Annotated in this window: 18 protein-coding genes and 3 pseudogenes; 19 read left to right on the forward strand and 2 right to left on the reverse strand. The window is 56.4% G+C overall.

Annotated elements, in window-relative coordinates:
• The 10 genes and pseudogenes from CK226_RS33955 to CK226_RS34000 all read left to right on the forward strand — a co-directional run.
• On the forward strand, positions 1-393 hold a 393-nt coding region (locus CK226_RS33955; protein ID WP_127259213.1), incomplete at its 5' end, for a DUF269 domain-containing protein.
• A 90-nt stretch (positions 394-483) separates the two neighbouring features.
• The gene (locus CK226_RS33960) at positions 484-642 is read left to right on the forward strand and encodes a CCE_0567 family metalloprotein (protein ID WP_224571204.1); all 159 of its coding nucleotides are present in this window, start codon (positions 484-486) and stop codon (positions 640-642) included.
• Positions 639-954 (forward strand): annotated as a pseudogene (gene fdxB, locus CK226_RS33965) (ferredoxin III, nif-specific). The gene CK226_RS33960 and the pseudogene fdxB (CK226_RS33965) overlap by 4 nt, the downstream one beginning before the upstream one ends.
• 79 nt (positions 955-1,033) lie before the next feature.
• Positions 1,034-1,225 (forward strand): exopolysaccharide production repressor protein, encoded by a 192-nt coding sequence (locus CK226_RS35915; RefSeq protein ID WP_127230899.1) that lies wholly within the window; start codon positions 1,034-1,036, stop codon positions 1,223-1,225.
• A gap of 236 nt (positions 1,226-1,461) precedes the next feature.
• Entirely contained in the window at positions 1,462-2,475 is a 1,014-nt protein-coding gene (locus CK226_RS33975; protein ID WP_024505903.1) for a 1-aminocyclopropane-1-carboxylate deaminase, read from the forward strand.
• Positions 2,476-3,074: 599 nt separating this feature from the next.
• Entirely contained in the window at positions 3,075-4,232 is a 1,158-nt protein-coding gene (locus tag CK226_RS33980) for a TlpA disulfide reductase family protein (RefSeq protein WP_063170386.1), read from the forward strand.
• A gap of 324 nt (positions 4,233-4,556) precedes the next feature.
• Positions 4,557-4,993, forward strand: a pseudogene (locus tag CK226_RS33985) (DUF269 domain-containing protein).
• Between the two features lie 46 nt (positions 4,994-5,039).
• On the forward strand, positions 5,040-5,243 hold the full coding sequence (locus CK226_RS33990; protein WP_063169367.1) for a CCE_0567 family metalloprotein: 204 nt from the start codon (positions 5,040-5,042) through the stop codon (positions 5,241-5,243).
• Entirely contained in the window at positions 5,240-5,557 is a 318-nt protein-coding gene (fdxB, locus tag CK226_RS33995) for a ferredoxin III, nif-specific (RefSeq protein ID WP_174800308.1), read from the forward strand. The genes CK226_RS33990 and fdxB (CK226_RS33995) overlap by 4 nt, the downstream gene beginning before the upstream one ends.
• Complete coding sequence (locus tag CK226_RS34000; RefSeq protein WP_082826584.1) at positions 5,554-5,760, forward strand: exopolysaccharide production repressor protein; 207 nt, start codon at positions 5,554-5,556, stop codon at positions 5,758-5,760. Before fdxB (CK226_RS33995) ends, CK226_RS34000 begins: the two co-directional genes overlap by 4 nt.
• A 597-nt stretch (positions 5,761-6,357) precedes the next feature.
• Here CK226_RS34000 and CK226_RS34005 read toward each other — a convergent pair.
• Complete coding sequence (locus tag CK226_RS34005; RefSeq protein WP_063169366.1) at positions 6,358-8,160, reverse strand: ABC transporter ATP-binding protein; 1,803 nt, start codon at positions 8,158-8,160, stop codon at positions 6,358-6,360.
• On the opposite strand from CK226_RS34005, the gene CK226_RS35295 reads away from it, so the two are divergent.
• Both CK226_RS35295 and CK226_RS34010 read left to right on the forward strand, forming a co-directional pair.
• Entirely contained in the window at positions 8,140-8,442 is a 303-nt protein-coding gene (locus CK226_RS35295) for a hypothetical protein (RefSeq protein WP_127262113.1), read from the forward strand. The two genes, CK226_RS34005 and CK226_RS35295, sit on opposite strands and share 21 nt — an antisense overlap.
• A gap of 354 nt (positions 8,443-8,796) precedes the next feature.
• Positions 8,797-9,543, forward strand: coding sequence for a LuxR family transcriptional regulator (locus CK226_RS34010; protein ID WP_063169365.1), 747 nt, complete (start codon positions 8,797-8,799; stop codon positions 9,541-9,543).
• A gap of 16 nt (positions 9,544-9,559) precedes the next feature.
• Here the strand turns inward: CK226_RS34010 and CK226_RS34015 are convergent.
• A pseudogene (locus tag CK226_RS34015) lies at positions 9,560-9,795 on the reverse strand (transposase); the annotation flags it as partial.
• A gap of 719 nt (positions 9,796-10,514) precedes the next feature.
• On the opposite strand from CK226_RS34015, the gene CK226_RS34020 reads away from it, so the two are divergent.
• The 7 genes from CK226_RS34020 to CK226_RS34050 all read left to right on the forward strand — a co-directional run.
• Positions 10,515-11,231, forward strand: coding sequence for an SPASM domain-containing protein (locus CK226_RS34020; protein ID WP_224571099.1), 717 nt, complete (start codon positions 10,515-10,517; stop codon positions 11,229-11,231).
• A gap of 1,064 nt (positions 11,232-12,295) precedes the next feature.
• Positions 12,296-13,552: a diaminobutyrate--2-oxoglutarate transaminase gene (ectB, locus tag CK226_RS34025; RefSeq protein ID WP_063169362.1), complete on the forward strand. Its 1,257-nt coding sequence runs from the start codon at positions 12,296-12,298 to the stop codon at positions 13,550-13,552.
• A complete protein-coding gene (locus tag CK226_RS34030) occupies positions 13,545-14,384 on the forward strand; it encodes a hypothetical protein (protein ID WP_063169361.1) in 840 nt (279 codons plus the stop codon). The genes ectB (CK226_RS34025) and CK226_RS34030 overlap by 8 nt, the downstream gene beginning before the upstream one ends.
• 166 nt (positions 14,385-14,550) lie before the next feature.
• Positions 14,551-15,852 (forward strand): diaminobutyrate--2-oxoglutarate transaminase, encoded by a 1,302-nt coding sequence (gene ectB / locus CK226_RS34035; protein ID WP_063169360.1) that lies wholly within the window; start codon positions 14,551-14,553, stop codon positions 15,850-15,852.
• Positions 15,853-16,315: 463 nt separating this feature from the next.
• Entirely contained in the window at positions 16,316-18,145 is a 1,830-nt protein-coding gene (locus CK226_RS34040) for an IucA/IucC family siderophore biosynthesis protein (RefSeq protein WP_063169359.1), read from the forward strand.
• A gap of 390 nt (positions 18,146-18,535) precedes the next feature.
• On the forward strand, positions 18,536-19,102 hold the full coding sequence (locus CK226_RS34045; RefSeq protein ID WP_158515808.1) for a GNAT family N-acetyltransferase: 567 nt from the start codon (positions 18,536-18,538) through the stop codon (positions 19,100-19,102).
• 315 nt (positions 19,103-19,417) lie between these two features.
• Positions 19,418-19,552, forward strand: a 135-nt coding sequence (locus tag CK226_RS34050; RefSeq protein WP_141245433.1) for an NAD(P)-binding protein, incomplete at its 3' end; no start/stop codon positions are given.

Consider the following 19,552-nt stretch of genomic DNA (forward strand, 5'->3'; position numbering starts at 1 on the left):
GACGACGAGGCCCTTGCTTCCCCGTTCGTCAAATGCCTCCTGCGGCTCATTCGTACTCAGGATTCCTTCGGCTTATGGGAAGGCCATTCGGATGCCGAGCTGCTGGCCGAGTTCATCATCACCAAGCAACAGCAACGTGCGGTACCCTTTGGCGGCGATCCCGATCCTGACGCGCTGTGGAGGCTCGACATGTTTTACACCGCCGTAGCGCTTGCGATCGAGGAGCGCTCCGGCGTGTCGACGTCGCCGACAATAGAAATGAAACCCGTGGGGGCTTCCGGCGGTTGGGCGTTCTGTCGAGACGTCCACCGGTTCGGCTTCGAGACTTTCCGCAAACTTGCTGAGGCCGGTACGAAACTGGTCGACGATGCGACTGCAGCCATTGAAGCCTAGCCCGAGATGGAGCGCATCAAGAAACCATTGTTCCAGGAAGGATCTATGTCAGACCTAGATAGGATGAGGAAAAAAGTCTGAAAGCTCCAGTTGCGTGCAGCTATTGCCAAGATGGCATTGCAGGACCTCGTCGAGGGTCTGCCGGGCAAGTGGGCCGACATACAGGAAGTCGCCGAGAAAACCCAAGCCGTTTATGCCGAGTTGGATGTTGCCAAGAGAGAACTCGCTTCAATGAAGAATTTAGGATGATGCGCACATTCACCACCCGTGACGGCTCCATTTGGATGCCGCCGTACCTGACCTCCATCGATAGCAAATCTGCATCGGCTGCTGCCGTTGTTTCAAGGTCTGCTCGCGCGATGTCATGCATCTTCACGGCGTTGATGATGCGGGTGAAATCCTCGCCCCTGCGATGACGAGGACGACGATTTCGACGGCAAGCTCAATCGCATGATCATGGTTGTCGATGATGCCGGCCGCTGCATAGGCTGCGGAGCCTGCGGCCGCGTCTGCCCCAAGAACTGCCAGACGCATGTTCCGGCCGACGAGCTCGCAACATGATCTGGCGAAAACCAGGGGAGCGGCGTGCACTTCATCTTTTTGTCGGCTCGTGGGGCTGGTCCTGTGCAGCAATGCGTCGATGGTTTACTTCGCTTTGGATTCGCTCCGTGTGGCAGTCGTCACGACGCTGGCCTGTTCGCTGCTGCTTCAGGCCGGCTACTTCGGCCGCGTGCTCTTTCTGATCTGGCAGTCCTCTAGCCGCGCTCGTGGAACTCGCCACAGGGGCCAGCATGCCGATGGTTACAGGAAAGCTCGGGTACCAGTCGTCTGACTCTGATCAACTGCGGAATGCAATTTTCAGCTGTGTCCCGGCTTGGTCGAATGCCCAGCATGTGCTGCTGCTTTGATGCGCGGATGACAGGATCAGTGCTCAGACCCACACCAATTTTGGTCACCCTCTGATGACTGAGCTGATCGTATAGGGAATCTGTGTTCGGCTAACACGCGACCATACCCCTGGGCTGACCGGTGCGTAGCAGGTTCAGGTACTTTTTTGCTGGAGATAGCATGCTGGAAAAATTCGAACGTTATCCGCTCACCTTTGGACCCACGCCGATCGAGAGGCTCGACCGCCTCGGCAAGCATCTGGGCGACAAGGTGGAAATCTACGTCAAACGCGAGGACTGCAACTCCGGTCTCGCGTTCGGCGGAAACAAGCTGCGCAAGCTCGAATACATTGTGCCCGACGCGATCGCGTCAGATGCCGATACGCTCGTCACAATCGGTGGCGTGCAGTCCAACCATACGCGCATGGTCGCTGCGGTCGCCGCCAAGATCGGCATGAAATGCCTCCTGGTCCAGGAGAGCTGGGTCCCACATGATGATGCTGTCTACGACCGGGTCGGCAATATCCTCTTGAGCCGCATCATGGGGGCAGAGGTGCGCCTGGTTGACGAGGGCTTTGACATCGGCATCCGCCGCAGCTGGGAAAAGGCACTTTATGAAGTCAAGGCAAGGGGCGGCAGGCCATATGCGATACCTGCCGGCGCCTCTGTCCACAAATACGGCGGCCTGGGCTATGTGGGGTTCGCTGAGGAGGTGCGTGCCCAGGAAGAGCAGCTTGGGTTTGCCTTCGACTATATCGTCGTCTGTACGGTGACTGGTTCAACCCACGGCGGCATGCTCGTCGGGTTCGCCAAGGATGGTCGACAGCGCAACGTGATCGGTATCGATGCCTCCGCCATGCCCGCCAAGACCAAGGCGCAGGTGCTTGGCATCGCCCAAAATACAGCGAAGCTCGTCCACCTCGGAGCGGAAATTGTCGAGGCAGACGTGGTGTTGTTCATGGACTACGCGTACCCGGGTTATGGCGTTCCATCGGAGGAAACCAAAGAGGCAATCCGTTTGTGCGCGCGGCTCGAGGGCATGATTACGGACCCCGTTTACGAGGGCAAATCGATGCAAGGGATGATCGACCTCGTCCAGAGGGGCTTCTTTCCACAGGGATCGAGGGTCCTCTACGCACATCTAGGCGGCGCACCGGCGATCAACGGGTACGGCTACACCTTTCGCAACGGCTGACGTTCGGCAGTCTGCGATTCCGCGGTCGCGCTCGAACGTGGGTAGGTAGCGTCGTTCGAGCGCTTGGCTGGAGAAGTGGAGGCAGCGACGGGCATCCACTAATTGGTACCATTACGTGCTGTCGGTGCTCAACGCCACGCGCATTGAGCGCATGCCGCCGTTGGCAACCGCGAGGCGAATTTTGACTCCGGGGCAAGAATCCACACGCGGCGGTGGCGGCACGAGGACCAAGCCGGCGAGTTCGCGCTTTCGAACTGGCGCCAAACTGCCACTGCTCGAGGGCCGAGGCCAGTCTAATCACAGGCGAGCCGTCCAAGCTCTCAAGAGTGATAGGGCGAAACCCGACAGCGGCAGAAGACATGTCGGGTTCACGACAATCGGCCGCATTTGGCCTCGTGGAGAATTTCAAAGCATTTCCCGCCGCTTACCGGAGCTGAGGGAATTGGCACCTCCGTTGCAGCTTGATGTGCGGCAACACGGTGAGAGCTTCGCTGAAGCAAGCCAGAGGGAGCGATGCCCTCGAGACCGTGTCCGATTTTGACTGGAAAATATTCCGCGACAAAAGAGACGAAAGGTGTGGAATGACTTTGGACACCAAGATGGAACTGCGTATGGGGTCCCCGGCTCCTGCGATCAAAGTGGAGAACTGGCTGCGTGGCGAGCCCCTCACGAACTTTCGGCCCGGCAAGGTCTACCTCGTTGAGTTTTGGGCGACTTGGTGCGGACCATGTGTCGACGCCATGCCCCATTTGATCGAACTGCAGGAGAAATATGAAGGCAGCGGATTTGAGGCGGTCGGAGTTGCCGCCTGCGAACAGGGTCCTACCGCAGACGAGGCGCGGACCAACGTGGATGCCTGGCTGACCGAGGAGTTCCCGAATCTGAATTATCGTATCGGGTTCGATTACATTGGCGAAATGAACAAGCTCTGGATGGATCCCAGCTCTTCGATTGGGATTCCCACCTCGTTCGTGGTCGACCGCGACGGCCACATCGCTTTTATCGGCCACCCGGCGGAACTCGATGACGTTTTGCCGAAAGTCCTTAACGGCAGCTGGCGCAGCAGCTATGAAGCGAAAGCCGCCGATGCAAAGCGCATCGCGCATAACCAACTTGCAGCGCGCGAAATGTCGCTTACCGGGCCGATATACGCCAAACTTGAGCCGGCGATGCAGGCCGAGGATTGGACGGCGGCGCTCTTGGCCATCGAAGAAGGCCTCGCCTTGATGCCAGACTCTTGTGAGTTCCGGCAGATTCATGCGGATCTTCTGCTTCACAAGCTGCGCGACATCAAGACCGGCATGCCGGTCATGCGAGAATTGGTCGAGGACGCGATCGACAAAACGTCCGACGCGGTGTCGTGGATGGCCTTGGCCCTCAACCAACTCTTCGATCCCACGATGGACAATTCCCATCTTCCGCGCGCGGAGCGCTTTGCGATGGGCAACGAGCTCTCGGAACAGATACTGGCACTCAATCCCCCGAACGGCGATGGCCCGTTTAAATACCTCCGGTACCTCCCGGTAGCTCAGTATTATTACGAGAGCGGCAACAAAGATCGCGCAATCGAGTTGATCGAGGTGGCACTGAAATCGGTGGACCGGCTGGGGCCAATTCCGGACCACACCAAACAGTACTATCTTACCCCATTGCTCGAAGCACTGGCCAACTACACGGGTGAGCCTGCCTGTCACGCGGATCTTTGTGTGGCTCCGCAAAAGAAGGCACCCGAAACTCAAAACGAAGTCACTTCCTGAGCAAGAATCGCGAAGGGACTGACAATTGGAATTGAACACTGGCCAATCCGCCCATCGAAGCTCTCTTCGCAGCAAGTATGTCGATGCAGCAGGGCGGCGGCTTGCGGAAGGTTGGATTTCAATTGCGTTGACCACCGGTCGGATCGCGGCGCAGACGATGTGCGCCGCGAATTCGCGCCGCAGGTCTCGCACTCGTGGACATGTCGAGGTCGGCCACGGGGCACTCTTGGGGTTGGCCCGCCCAAGCCATTCGTCGGCCACGCAAGCGGACCCGGAGTGGGCATCGCAGGAAAAGGAAATCGTACCTCGAAGACGAAGACTGAAATGACGAACAACGAAATTCCTCCGGTTGGCCCTGCTGTCAACAATGACGACGAGGCCCTTGCTTCCCCGTTCGTCAAATGCCTCCTGCGGCTCATTCGTACTCAGGATTCCTTCGGCTTATGGGAAGGCCATTCGGATGCCGAGCTGCTGGCCGAGTTCATCATCACCAAGCAACAGCAACGTGCGGTACCCTTTGGCGGCGATCCCGATCCTGACGCGCTGTGGAGGCTCGACATGTTTACACCGCCGTAGCGCTTGCGATCGAGGAGCGCTCCGGCGTGTCGACGTCGCCAATAATTGGAATGAAGCCCCTGCGGGCTTCCAGCGGTTGGGCGTTCTGTCGAGACGTCCACCGGTTCGGCTTCGAGACTTTCCGCAAACTTGCTGAGGCCGGTACGAAACTGGTCGACGATGCGACTGCAGCCATTGAAGCCTAGCCCGAGATGGAGCGCATCAACAAAACCATTGTTCCAGGAAGGATCTATGTCAGACCTAGATAAGATGAGGAAGAAAGTCCGAAAGCTCCAGTTGCGTGCAGCTATTGCCAAGATGGCATTGCAGGACCTTGTCGAGGGTCTGCCGGGCAAGTGGGCCGACATACAGGAAGTCGCCGAGAAAACCCAAGCCGTTTATGCCGAGTTGGATGTTGCCAAGAGAGAACTCGCTTCAATGAAGAATTTAGGATGATGCGCACATTCACCACCCGTGACGGCTCCATTTGGATGCCGTCGTACCTGACCTCCATCGATAGCAAGACCTGCATCGGCTGCTGCCGTTGTTTCAAGGTCTGCTCGCGCGATGTCATGCATCTTCACGGCGTTGATGATGCGGGTGAAATCCTCGGCCCCTGCGATGACGAGGACGACGATTTCGACGGCAAGCTCAATCGCATGATCATGGTTGTCGATGATGCCGGCCGCTGCATAGGCTGCGGAGCCTGCGGCCGCGTCTGCCCCAAGAACTGCCAGACGCATGTTGCGGCCGACGAGCTCGCAACATGATCTGGCGAAAACCAGGAGAACGGCGTTGCACTTCATCTTTTTGTCGGCTCGTGGGGCTGGTCCTGTGCAGCAATGCGTCGATGGTTTACTTCGCTTTGGATTCGATCCGTGTGGCAGTCGTCACGACGCTGGCCTGTTCGCTGCTGCTTCAGGCCTGCTATTTCGGCTGCGTGCTCTTTTTCGCGGACGTCGATGATCTGTAGAACTGTTCATTCGCTCCGCAGAGGGCCGGCGAATCCAATCTCTTCCTAAGCCCGTTGGCCGTAATCGAAAGACACGGGGCCGGCGAGTTCGTGCTCAGCTGCCACTGTGCTAGCAAGGGAACGGAATCCAATCCCGGAGCAGATGGCCAGAGTTGAGCGAAGACTGCGGTCGGAGCTCCTGCGCTTCCGGGTCTCCAAGGGGACGACTTTGCGAACCGAAGGGACTTTGAACCGTTGACGTGGCCAGCGTGCGGTAGGTTGGGCCAGCGACAGGGATCCCGGCCGGCCGGGAAGCACCGCCCTCTCAATGTGCGTTGACTTCGCTTCCTTTGGCGAAATGTGGGTAACGGCGAGGGCCGCACTCTTCCCGGGCCGTCGACATTCCCGCCCTTTTGGTGCGTGCGCCGTTAGGCGCGACAATTCGGTGCCCGCGTGTAACTGCGCGCATTCGCCGAAGCTTAGACGTGGTGCATTCCCGCTCGCCCGTTTGGCGGACAGTTCCGGCCGTGCTGGTTTTGCCGCCTAACGCCCGCCGCTCGTCACTGCCACACCCCTCTCCGGCAACGGCTCGGCGCATCGCGCAAGCCGGTTTAGCGATCAGGCCAGGCCCTTCGCGAGTTCCAACGCCTGCCGTTCGAAGAGGCGGCGGTAAATGCCACCATCGAGATTGATCAGGGCGGCATGATCGCCGTCCTCCATGATGCGGCCACGGTCGAAGACGAGCAGCCGATCGAGCGAGCGGACCGTCGACAGCCGGTGTGCGATGACGAGTGTGGTTCGGCCCACCATCAACCGATCCACCGCTTGTTGAATGAGCACCTCGGATTCCGAATCGAGGCTCGATGTGGCCTCGTCCAGAATAAGGATCGGCGCGTTCGCGAGGAAGGCGCGCGCGATCGCCACGCGCTGGCGCTCGCCGCCGGAGAGCTTCAAACCCCTTTCGCCGACCAATGTCCCATAGCCCTTCGGCAGGGGCGCGATGAATTCGTGGGCACTTGCCAGTCGTGCCGCTTGCTCGATCTCGGCCTGGCTCGCGCCAGGCCGGCCATAGGCGATGTTCTCGGCAAGCGACCTGTGAAACAGGATCGGCTCCTGCTGCACGATCGCGATCTGCGAACGAAGGGACTCTTGGGTCACCTCCGAGACGTCCTGACCGTCTATCAGGATCCGGCCGCCGCTCAGGTCGTAGAGTCTCTGGATCAGCTTCACGAATGTTGTCTTGCCGGAACCGGAGGGTCCAACCAACCCAACCCTTTCGCCAGCTTCAATCGACAGCGAACATTCGCTATAGAGCGGCAGGGGATGGTTGGCGTAGCGGAAGTGGACGTTCTCGAAATCGATACGGCCGTTCGTGATCCGGATCGGCTTGGCCTCTGGACGATCGGCAACATCCACCTGCTGATTGTGGATGGCCACCAGTTCTTCCATATCATTAACCGAGTGCTGCACGTTGCGGACATGCATGCCGGCATCACGCAGATAGCCCTGCAGGACGATGAAGGACGTGAGAACATATGCTATCTCGCCCGGCGTTGCCTGTCCATGCGACCACAGAAGCAGGGCATATCCGACCACCGCCACCCTGAGCGCAACCAAAGTTACGCCTTGGGTTGAGCCGATGATCGTTCCGCGCACCCAGCTCCGGCGCGCGCGGTGCCGCCATTTCGTCATGATATTTGCAAGCCGCTCGTCTTCGCGAACCTCTGCGCCGAAGCCCTTGACCACAGCGTTGCAACTGACCGCGTCCGCAAGCGCGCCGCTGAGCCTTGTGTCCCATCGGTTGGCAAGGCTCGCCGCTGGCGCGACATAGCCGAGCGACAGCGAAATCGAAAACGCAAGGTAGACGAGAGAGCCGCAAGCAAAGATCACGCCCATGACCGGCCAGTGCCAGCCGAGCAGCACCGTCGAGCCGATCAAGATGACAAACGACGGGAGCAGCGTGACGAGTATCGTGCTGTTGAGGAGGTCGAGCGCCCACATGCCGCGCGTTATCTTGCGCACTGTCGAGCCGGCGAAGCTGTTTGCATGCCAGTCTGTCGAAAAGCGCTGCACATGATGGAACGCTTCGGTCGCGACGTCGGAAATCATTTTCAACACCAGGTCGCTCAGGCCAATGAAGGCGACGTGGCGCATGGCAATGCCACCGAGTGCCAATGCAATCGGTACAGAGAATGCTGCAACAGCTGAATCCGAAGCTGGTGCTGCCGCATTAGCAGCACGAGAAACAGCGTCGATGAGTCGGCCAGAATAGAGCGGCATCAACACGTCAGCCAGCGTGGAGGCGAGCATCGCGGTCATGATGATCGCGAGCCGGGCCGGCTGCCTGTTCCAGAGGCGAACAGTGAAGGCGAAAACGTCGCGACAAGTGGCGCCGCGCCCATGGACGGGGAAACGTCTCATAGTTTCCAAGCGGGCGCATCAACACGCTCGGTCCCAAAGACGATAAAAGACAAAACTGGAATTTCGACCTCCCCCATAACAGCATCAATTTTGGCGGGCAGCTCTTGCCGCCTCACGACGGTGAGTTCAAAAGTCGTGCCAACTGAGCGGGAACATCCGAAGGACAAATTCAGCAGGTTACCGAGCCTGGAGAAAGTCAGCCGCCATCCAGTCGATACGATTGCTACGGCTGCTCAACTCGGGAGATTGGAAAAGAAGGTCGATGTATCGATTGAATTTTGAGCTTGTTCTTGCCTCGATCAAATAAGTACAGTTGCAATGCAGCTTTCTCAGGCCCGGCACTTAGGTGCTGATTTCAAAAGCGCGCCGCGAATACTTTCCTGCCCATATTCCGTCAATCGAATGCTCGACTGTCGGATTGTGCGCTCCCCGACACAGTGCTGTCGGTTCGCCTCCTGGGTACCTCCCCCGTCGATTGACGACCTGAAGGAGAAGCTTCGCTCGCAAGCTGGCACGACTCTTGAGGGTACTCCAGGTGGCGGAAGGAACTCCGGCTCGAGTCCCGTTGACTTCGGATGTTGCGAGGCTGGGTTGGAGCAAACTGTGCACCAATGAGAACGCAATGAAGGAGACATCATGGAACTCCGGCGGATTGCGGTGGAGTTAGACCTATTCCTCAAGATGACTGATGATGTCGCTCAATCCGAACAGTTGTTCGAACTGTTGTCTGCGTTTGCGCTGAATTTCGATTGCCCGTGGATTGCCTATGGGCCGCTCGCATCAGAGAGGGCTTTCAAGCCGAACCGGGAGGGTTCTGTGGTGATGTGGAATTATCCTGCTGAATGGCAGGAGCGCTACTCGAGAATGGGCTATGCCAAAATAGACCCCCTCATCAAGAAAGGTCGAAAGGAGGCGGGACCCTTTCGATGGAGCGAGGTGTATACTGATGAAAACATAACTGAAGATGGACGCCGCGTCTTGGACGAAGCAGCAACATTCGGCTTGAGGTCAGGCGTTACCGTCCCATTACATGGCCCTGGTGGCAGCTTTAGGTTTGTGAGTTTTGCTCAATCCTCGGACTGCGAATTGCAGAATAGAGCGATCACCTACCTGCAAATGGCCGCGCTGCGGTTTCATCGGATGGTTACGAAGTTCGACACTACGACTGCGTCGGAACGAGCTCATAACCTGTCTCCGAGAGAAATAGAGTGCATTGATTTGGTGTCACAAGGAAAATCATCTTGGGAAATAGGAACTATTTTAGGCAGATCACGAAATACGATAGATTTCCATTTAAAAAATGTAATGCGGAAGTTGGATGCGACCAGCAGAACGGTAGCTGTTGTAAAAGCTTTGAACCTTGGGATTATCCAACCGCCGTAGGTGCGCAGCTAGTTCTCCGCCCGTAGTAGCGCGCGTGATAGCCGAGACGCTCCGGCGTGCGCTCGCTCTTCGAAGCACCCAGCGCCTCGTCCATCTCGGCCTCGAGCACCTCCTGCATCACGGCGCGAATCACCTCGTGCAATCCATCCGGCTTCGAAAGCAAAATGTCGTTGACGCTGCTACGGCGGATTTATCTTCAGGCTTGGTCCTGGTGGCGATGCTGAGTTCGCTTCGCTGAGATTGGGCGGTCATGACAGGGTGGTGTTCAATGTCACCGATTCCTGGAAGAAATTACCATCCGTATTAAGCGACTGACGATGAGTGATGTGTGTCCAAAATCTGACAGCTGTCAGAAAACATTTCGGGTTCAATACAGCGGAGCGTCTTAGCCCTGTCGGGCTTTTCGAAGCCTATCTCGCAGTAACTGCGCGCCAGGCGCACTAGCTCGGCCTTTGCTGGTCGATGTGCGGCAATATAGTGTGAGGGCTGACCCGCATGAGAACACGGAACTCGCTCGATGAAGGATGATCGACGGCATCCAGAAAGCTTCTCTCCGGCGGGTTCGAGGGTGCTGCGCGCGCATCTCGGCGACGGGCCAGCGACCAACGGTTGAGGCTACATCTCCGGAGCGAGTGATGCCTCGAAAGATGCAATGCTGTCTCTGGTCCGACGCGCTGGAAGTTTGTGAAGGGTCGGCCCGGCAAATCGGTGAACCGGGCGGCTTAGGCTGCCAAAAAGGGTAGATGTCTGCGTTGCCTCGGTAGATCAGCAGGCGGTATCAGAAAGCCAAAGGCACACGCACACCATCGTGGCGCTTCGCAGGAAGTAGATGGGAGTAATCACCAGTGATTTTACCGGAACTTCGCTCAGCAAACACAGCCGGCAGGGTTTTGGAGATAACGACGACCACGGGATGCGTCGTAGGATGTTCATATTGTCCCCAGGACAAGTTCGCGGTCCGGCAAAGAAAAGTGTCTCATGCGAGTCATCTGGATCTTGAAGATTTCAAGCGGTGTCTGGCCCGCGTACCGACTTCCGTCGACATTGGTTTTGCGGGATACTCCGAACCTTGGCTCAATCCGGACTGTACCGAAATGGTGGAGCACGCCTTCGCCAAAGGCCATGGCATCAGGATTTTTACGACGCTGGTGGGAATGAACGGGCAGGACCTGCAGCGATTGCAAGCCTTGCGCTTGGGCGTATTCGTGGTCCATGTTTTCGATGACGGCACCTACATGAACAGCCGCCTGGTCGGAGACAAGTATCGCGATCTGGTTCGTCAACTCGTCGACGCGGACATCCCCTTGATCCGATTCGTGGCCTTGGGCGAGCCCCACCCAGATATAGCCGACATTATTCCTACCGAAGCCCTGATAAAAGCGCGGCCGGTGAGCAGTAGGGGTGGAAGCGTCGACCCTAAGATCGTTGCACCACGTCAGCCAGTGGTCGGAGCCCTAACCTGCGTGGACGCACGACAGTATCGGAATGTTCTTCTTCCAAACGGCGACGTTACCCTGTGCTCTATGGATTTTGAACGGCGTCACGTATTGGGCAACCTTCTATATGAGGGTTACTCCGCTCTGTTTGAAAAGCCAGTTTTTCGCGAAATCGTCGACCGCATGAATGGAGCAGATGGTTTTCTGCTTTGCAGGATGTGTGAATTCGCCGACCCAAACGACCGGACCTGAGTGCATGCCGGCCGAGAGGGCGTGCCTGGCAGTGCGGATGGCCCCACGACAGATGCACCTGCCCGCGACGCCATCGTGTTTTCACGTTACGCCAGTATGTTCCTGTAGGCGCGGCAGTGGGCCTCGAGCATTTCGGAGACGAGCTCATCGAAAGGTCTTCGCCTTCCAACCGAGCTTGTCGGCCTGCCTAGCTTGAGGTAACGCCGATCACAGGTCAACCATCGGTCGGATGGAAACAGTGTTAGTCGATCCCGATCAGAGCTTGATTGCTTACTCACGGCTCACCTCGTCAACGCCTTCACCCTCCCGGACGATCTCCTTTTCGACTCGCCTGAAGGCAGCAGCCCAGCTGCGGCCGGGGATGGTTGCCGTCGCGGTAGTGGACGTTCTCGAAACCGATGCGGCCCTTCGCCAGCGCGTCTCCCGGTTGCTTCCGCCTGGCCTACGAACGGGCTTTCCGTCAAGGGGGTCCACGGCGGCCCCGCCCTCTTGATCCGGCGGCTCGGGCCAGTCATCGCGCAAGAGATCGGAATCCGCATTCTTCTCAAAGAGAGCGTGGCTTTCGCTGTGTCATCGGTCATCAAATAGTTTCTTGAATCAGGTTGGTGTCCGCAGCCCGAGGTTGAACGGCGAATATTGATGACCGCCGCGAAGCCGCTCGCTCGCTACGGCGCTATTGAGGAGCGCGCTCGCGAGCGGCTTCGCTACCGCCGAGCGACACAACCTCTGGCGACGCGACCCTGCTGATCTCCTTGGACTCATTCATTTGTCCGGAGCGCTATGGGCAGCGAAGGGTGGGTACGTCAACTACCTGATGCCATAGTAGCGATGCTTTCGCGGAAGCTTTAGAAGCCATCCTGTTGCAGCACATTCGAAAGCATCCGAATGGAGGGCAACGCAACCCAACAATATTTGATGAGGATGCCGGCATCACCAGACCAAACCCAGACCAAACAAAGCTGCCTCCGGCATTCTGCTTCAACGTTAAGCGACGAACATCTGCCGCAAACCACTAGCCATTAAACAGCTCTCTTCTTTGAAAGACTATGTGCAGAGGACTTGATATGGACACCGACGCTTTCACGGCTCATGAATCTAACGTTCGTCGTTATTGCCGGGCGTTCCCCACCGTCTTTACGAAGGCCCTTGGGGCGACGATCTGGGACGAGACGGGTAAGCCCTTTATCGATTTCCTGGTGGGTTCCGGCGCACTCAACTACGGGCACAACAATCCGGATATTATGGCGCCAGCGATTGAATATCTCGTCGGTGAGAACATTCTTCTGTCGCTTGATATGCATACGGCGGCAAAGCGTGACTTCATTGAAGGGTTCGTCGATTGGATCCTGAAACCCAGAGGCCTTTCGTACAAGATTCAGTTTCCCGGGCCGACCGGCACGAACGCCAACGAAGCGGCGCTGGCGCTGGCGCGAAAATACACCGGCCGCTCGAGCGTCATGGCCTTTACGAATGCGTTCCACGGCATGTCGCTCGGCTCTCTAGCGGTGTCGGGCTCGGCCTCAACCAGGGAACTGGGAGGCGTCGCTCGCCACGATGTGATCCGTGTTCCCTATGACGGCTATCCGAGCCAAGCTTTCGATTCCGCCAGTTACATCGACAGCGTTTTGAGCGACCCGGGGAGCGGCATAGAAAAGCCTGCCGCAATCATTCTGGAGACCATCCAGGCCGAAGGCGGCATGAACGCCGCATCCGCAGCTTGGCTCACGGAAATTCAGCGCATTTGCCGTACGCACGGCATTGTTTTTATCGTCGACGATATTCAGGCGGGTGCGGGCCGAACTGGCGATTTCTTCTCATTCGAGTCCGCGAAAATCGAACCGGATATTGTGTGTCTTTCCAAGTCCCTAAGCGGTTCAGGTAGTCCGTTGTCCATCGTTCTGATTCGACCCGACTTGGACATATGGAAGCCCGGAGAACATAGCGGGACCTTCAGAGGCAACAATTTCGCCTTCGTGACGGCAGGAGCCATGTGCAAGATGTGGTCGGATAGGAAATTTACTGCAGGTGTCGAGCGGACAGCCGTCAGGCTGCAAACGCACCTCGATCGCCTGGTTGCGAAATTTCCAAGATACATCGAACAGAAGCGCGGCCGCGGTCTGATGGCCGGCCTGAAATGCCGTTCACCGGCAGTTGTCGGCCGCGTGCACGATGTCGCATTCGAAAATGGCCTTCTTATCGAATCCTCGGGGCCAAATCGCGACGTTATCAAAGTCCTCCCACCGATAACCATCACCGATGCCGAACTCGATCGTGGCATCACCATCCTTGAACACGCACTACAGGAGCAAGACAATGCCTAGTCAGATATCTCAAGTGCCAGCCATCTCGCCGGTTTCGATCAAAGAACGGACCGGGTCGATCAACACGGCGGAGATCATCTCGGTCCTGAAAGGTGAGCTCACCGCTCTGCACATCAAGCAAGCTTTCAGCACCGAAGTAGCCGAGGAGATCACTACGAACTTTATTGGAAGCTCTGGTCTCAGAGAGCGTAAAGATGGTGTGCCCGGACAATATGTCGGCGCATCTCACTACAGGAAGGATGCAGCCACCTATTTCGCAGACGCCGAAAACGCGCGGCCGTACGTCGATGCCCTTTTTAAGAATTTGGTTGACCCGGTTCGAGCAGTATTCAGGGCGTTGAAGCGAGAGCTTCACAACCAGGGAATCGAATTGCGGCTAGCCCGTTCCGAACACGGCCAGGCCAATGTTTGTCGCGGCCTCAGTTGGTCGGGCACAGGCACATTTTCCTTGGATCCCCACGACGACGTCGCTCAAGTCTTACGTGCTGGCGATGATTACGAGCTTTCTGCGGTGGCGCACAATACGGTCGCAGCGCTCAACCTCTATCCCAGCATGCCTGAGGAAGGCGGCAATCTGAAGCTCTGGAGCCACAAGCCGACGGTTGCGGACCGGATATCGCAAGGTGTGGAGACCACTGGATATCCCTATTCGGCAGCCTATCTGGAAGCCGTCCCTTGCCGCGAGTTCGAGCTCAAAACCGGGGATATCGCCCTAATCGATGGCGGCTTCGTTCACGGGGTTACCGGTCAATTAGGCGACGGAAAGCGTCGCCTAGTGCTGAATTGCTTTTTCGGATTTGCGCGGCCTGATCTTGTTCTCTGGTGGACGTGACGTTGGACCTCGCAGCGATCGACTGGCTTGGGCCGTGAGTTGGCGTGGCCAGGCGTGTGACTGCTCATGCTGCCGTCATACAAGCCGAACCTCGAACCGATTGAAATGGCCTTCGCCAGACAGTTTGGGCTGATGCCTTTGCAGGCTACAATTCAGGACTCGCCCTATGAAGAAGCAGTTTACTCCTACAAACGATGTAAGCCTCGCGATCTTTGATCGTCTTGAGTCTGAGGTGCGGAGCTACGTCCGTGCGTTCCCAGTTCTGTTCGATCGAGGCGTCGGCACTGCCCTCATAGCTACAGACGGTCGGGAATACATCGACTTCTTGGGAGGCGCGGGAGCCTTGAATTACGGGCACAACAACCCAGCCTTCACGCGGGCGTTGTTGGACTACATTGCGCGCGACGGAATTGTGCACGGGCTCGACCTTGCTACGACCGCCAAGAAGGCCTTCATCGAAGCTTTTGAGCAGTTTATTTTGAAGCCCCGCGGTCTGTCTTATAAATTGCAATTTACTGGCCCCACAGGTACGAACGCGGTCGAGGCGGCTCTGAAGCTAGCTCGCCAAGTGACCGGCAGGTCAAACATCGTTTCGTTTACGAACTCGTTTCACGGAGTCAGCGCTGGGGCGTTGGCGGCAACCGGAAACACGAAGTTCCGAGATGCTGTCGGCTTTCCCCTCGCGCACGTGACATCGTTGCCGTACGAGGGCTATCTCGGCGCTTCAGACACGATCGAGTATTTCGAGAAGCTTCTCGATGATCCTAGCAGTGGTCTCGGCAAACCCGCTGCGGTGATCCTAGAAGCAGTGCAGGGCGAAGGCGGTGTCAATGCTGCTACCGTTGAATGGCTGCAACGGCTGCGTGATCTGACCTCTCGGCACGAGATCCTGATGATCCTCGATGATATTCAGGCTGGTGTCGGTCGCACAGGGAAATTCTTCAGTTTCGAGGCGGCTGAGATCGTGCCGGACATCGTTACCCTGTCAAAGTCGTTGTCTGCAATTGGAACGCCTATGGCCCTTGTCCTCATGAAGCCTGAACTTGATGTCTGGACGCCGGGTGCGCACACCGGCACGTTCAGGGGCAACAACTATGCTTTCGTCACTGCTCGTGCGGCCCTTGAGACTTACTGGTCCGACTCCAAGTTTGAAGATGAGATTGCTCGCAAATCAGCCATCTTGGCTCAAGAACTCAAGTCGATCGCAGACGACTTCCCCAGCCTTGCTCTGAATGTCCGAGGCCGCGGCTTGATGTATGGACTCGTATCACCAAAGCACCACTCATTGCCGGGGCTCATTTCCCGGGAAGCTTTTCGTCGCGGCTTGGTGATCGAGATCGCTGGCTCGTATGGTGAGGTGCTCAAGTTCATGACAGCCCTTACCATAACCGAGGCTGAACTGCGCCGTGGTCTGTCGATCGTACGCGACAGCATTGGCGCGGTGCAGGACAGCATTTCAGCGGAGTAGGCATTCACTCAGTCCCCCCTACCCAGTCTGGGCTTATCAAGCAAAGGAAATTCCGCTTTAGACGTATGCGATTGTATGGAGACGGACAGCAAAAATGGACACTCGGAGAGCTCAAACAATGGACACCGACCGCTTGACGTGATCGAACGACAGTACGGCATGTGCAAATCAATACACACTTCTTGCTCGTTGCAAGATGAAGGACGACGTCCAGGGCCGGTGAAACCGGTATTCTAATATATTATATAAGTAAGATGGTAATATTGCTGGTTTATCACGAGCGAAGACGAACGGTACACAACACATTAGAAATTAACTTGTATAAGAGGTCCGGTATTTCTTATCCTTTCTGATGAAAAATAGAACGGATTTTGTGCGACGTCGAAGTTTGGCGAGACGAGTGTAAGGCGCGTTCGCGAACCTTACACCGTTACGTTCTGAAGGAGTTGAGATCGTGAGTGATATGACAGCCCGAGACGATGAGATAAGCCTAGCCGAACGCGTAACGCAGCATTTGAAACCGCATTTATGGGCAAAGGCCAACCGGCTCCTTATCCGTAAAGCAATCAGCGAATTTGCACACGAGTTGCTAATTGCTCCTCGACTCCAGCGAATGGAAGGCGACTGGGGGAAGTATGTGCTGGAAAGCGAGACCCCTGGGTTGGAGTATTGGTTCCAGGCTCGGCGCCTCCTGCTAGATCACTGGCAAGTGGACGCCGGCTCTCTGGAGAAAAGGATTGAGGGCAGGCCGGCCCCCCTGGATGCGCTTGATTTTGTTATTGAGTTCAGCCGCCATCTTGGCATAAAGGAAGAGATGATGCCGGTTTACCTGCAGGAGATCAGCAGCACGCTGTATGGCAGCGCGTACAAGCAGGCCAAAACAGAGATATCCGCCGCAGAACTGGCTTTTGCCGATTACCAGATCGTTGAGGCTGGCATGACGGAGGGCCACCCGACCTTTATCGCGAATAACGGTCGCATTGGCTTTGACGCGCTCGACTATAGTCGCTATGCGCCGGAGGTGGGCAGTTCGATAAGACTCATATGGCTGGCCGTCCATAAAGAAATGGCAACGTTTAAGTCCATTTCAACGCTCGACTACGACCTTCTCATGCACGAGGAACTCGGTCGACAGGCGCTGGAACAGTTCGACGCAGCGTTGCGTCAAAAGGGACTAAACTCGACCGATTACATCTATATGCCAGCGCATCCTTGGCAATGGTTCAATCGGCTCTCAACTATCTTCGCGGCGGATATCGCCAACCGGCACATTGTCTGCCTAGGCCAGGGGAAGGACATATATCATGCCCAGCAATCGATCCGCACACTTTTCAATATAAGCGATCCGCATAAACGGTACGTGAAAACGGCGCTGTCGATACTTAACATGGGGTTTATGCGCGGCTTGTCACCGACACACATGCTGGCGACGCCCGCCATCAACGAATGGTTGAAGAATTTGCTCGACAGTGACTCCTATTTAGCCGCCAACGGCTTCAGCATCCTTCGCGAGGTCGCGACGATTGGCTATCGCAATCGTTGTTTCAACACCGCCCTCAAGAAGGACTCCCCTTACAAGCAGATGCTTTCTGCGCTGTGGAGGGAAAGCCCCCTTCGGCAGTTGAAAGAAGGGGAACGTCTGATGACAATGGCGTCGCTGCTTCATGTCGATTACAATGGTGAAGCACTCGTGACAGCCCTCATCAATGCCTCGGGGTTAGACGCCGCCGCTTGGCTACGCCGCTATTTTGAATCTTATCTGGCGCCGCTTCTCCACTGCTTTTATGCTTACGATCTAGCGTTTATGGCACATGGAGAAAATATAATTCTAGTTATGAAAGATCACGCTCCGACGCGAGTTATCATGAAAGACATTGGCGAGGAGCTTCGTATTCTAGGCGGAGATCTCAACGTGCCGGAGGAGATTAAGAGGATCTGCATTCAAGTAAATCGCGACATGAAGCACGACTTCATTTTCACCGACGTTTTCGACTGCTTCTTTCGTTACTTGGCTGTAACACTCGAAGAACATCTTGATTTTCCGTCGACACACTTCTGGCAGCTCGTAAGCGAGTCCATCCTTGGCTACCAGACGAAACATCCGGAATATGACGAAAAATACAGGCAGCATGACCTATTCGCTCCAGAATTTCTGCGACGATGTATGAATCGACTGCAGATACAAAAAAACCAGCAAATGGTGGACTTCGGTGATCCGGGAGAATACCTGCACACCGTCGGCACGCTGAAGAACCCACTGGCGGGCATTCGCAAAGTGACCAGTGCAGGTTAAGCTTGAAGGAGGCGCGTATTTTAAATGAACAATGTAGTTAGCCGGTTTTGGGCCAATACCATACCCCCCCCTTGGGGTAAGCAACCCCTTGCGTAAACGCCGCCGCAGCATGTTGCGCGTATCAGGCGCCCGCTCACCAGCGCGTCGCCTGCTTCCATTCTGAAAGGAGGCGCCTAATTTTTTTATCGCCTTCGGGCCGGCTTTCCAGGTGCCGTCAACACTGACACGGTTAGGCGCCCAAAGCTTGATTTGTGTAGACCTCGCTACCTTAAGCATAAACCTCGTCGAACGCCTTCAATCAAGCACTGCGGCCTTGACGCTCATGCTAGGAGATCATGGCCGCGTTGGAGGTAAGTGCGGCTCTAACTTATGGCTAGAAGGGAGCTTCTCATGTACATTCTAGAAACGCCGCGCCTAATCCTAAGGCCACCGTCGCATAGCGACGAGCTTCTTCTACATGAGCTTCATAGCGATCCATTTGTGGTAAATGCCATGTGGGATGGAGTCTATCCGACCCGAGAGCAATCGAAAGCTAAACTACAACAGTTCATCCATCATTGGCAGAGCAATGGTTTCGGCTTATGGATGGTGTTCGTAAAAGGCGAAGGCCAAGTCGGAAAATTCGCAGGCTACTGTGGATTGATGTACAGTGGCCCGTATCTGCCCGAAGATCCCACTAATGTGGAAACCGTATCGTGCCTCCACCTTGCGTCTTCCGGTAAGGGGATCGCCGCAGAGGCCGGCAGGGCAGCGATCCAGTTTGCTTTCGAGAACCTAACGCTCGAGAAGGTCACTTCATTCATTCGCCCAACGAACACGCGTTCGCTTCGGAAAGCACCGAAAGTAGGCCTTCGCTATGTAAGAGACCGGGTCTACAATAACGTAGTTATGCGATATTTTGAAGTGACAGTCTTGACTGCTGTAAAAATCGAAAAAGTCGTCGTTATCTCTTGTTAGTATCATTGTTTCTCGGAAGACGGTGATGCAAGAAACCGTAGGCGAGCGCTGCTCTCGCCCTACGAACTTGCAATCATTCACACCGACGCACCGGCGTGTCCGGAGATGCATGTGCCCTGGAATTGAGAGCTTGTCGGTTCAGAGATAGTTCAGATGGGTCGCTCGGTCTCGCTTCGGGCATGCCCTCGACCGATTTGGCGATCAAATCGCTCCGTTACAGACGGCATGATGTGGAGCTGCCGCGCCGTAAGTGACCATATCTCAGGCGGTAGGAGGAGCGCTTTGCTGAAGAAGCCCATCACACTTGGTACCTTGATGGGGAGTTGCGTGGTTTTCGATTATATCGTCGTGGGTGGTGGCTCCTCTGGATGCGTGATGGCGAGCAGGCTCTCCGCCTATGGCGCTCGCGTGCTGCTCATTGAAGCTGGCCCTGATACGCCGCCGAATGCC

The organism is Mesorhizobium sp. WSM4311 (assembly GCF_002295115.1).
Taxonomy (GTDB): Bacteria; Pseudomonadota; Alphaproteobacteria; order Rhizobiales; family Rhizobiaceae; genus Mesorhizobium.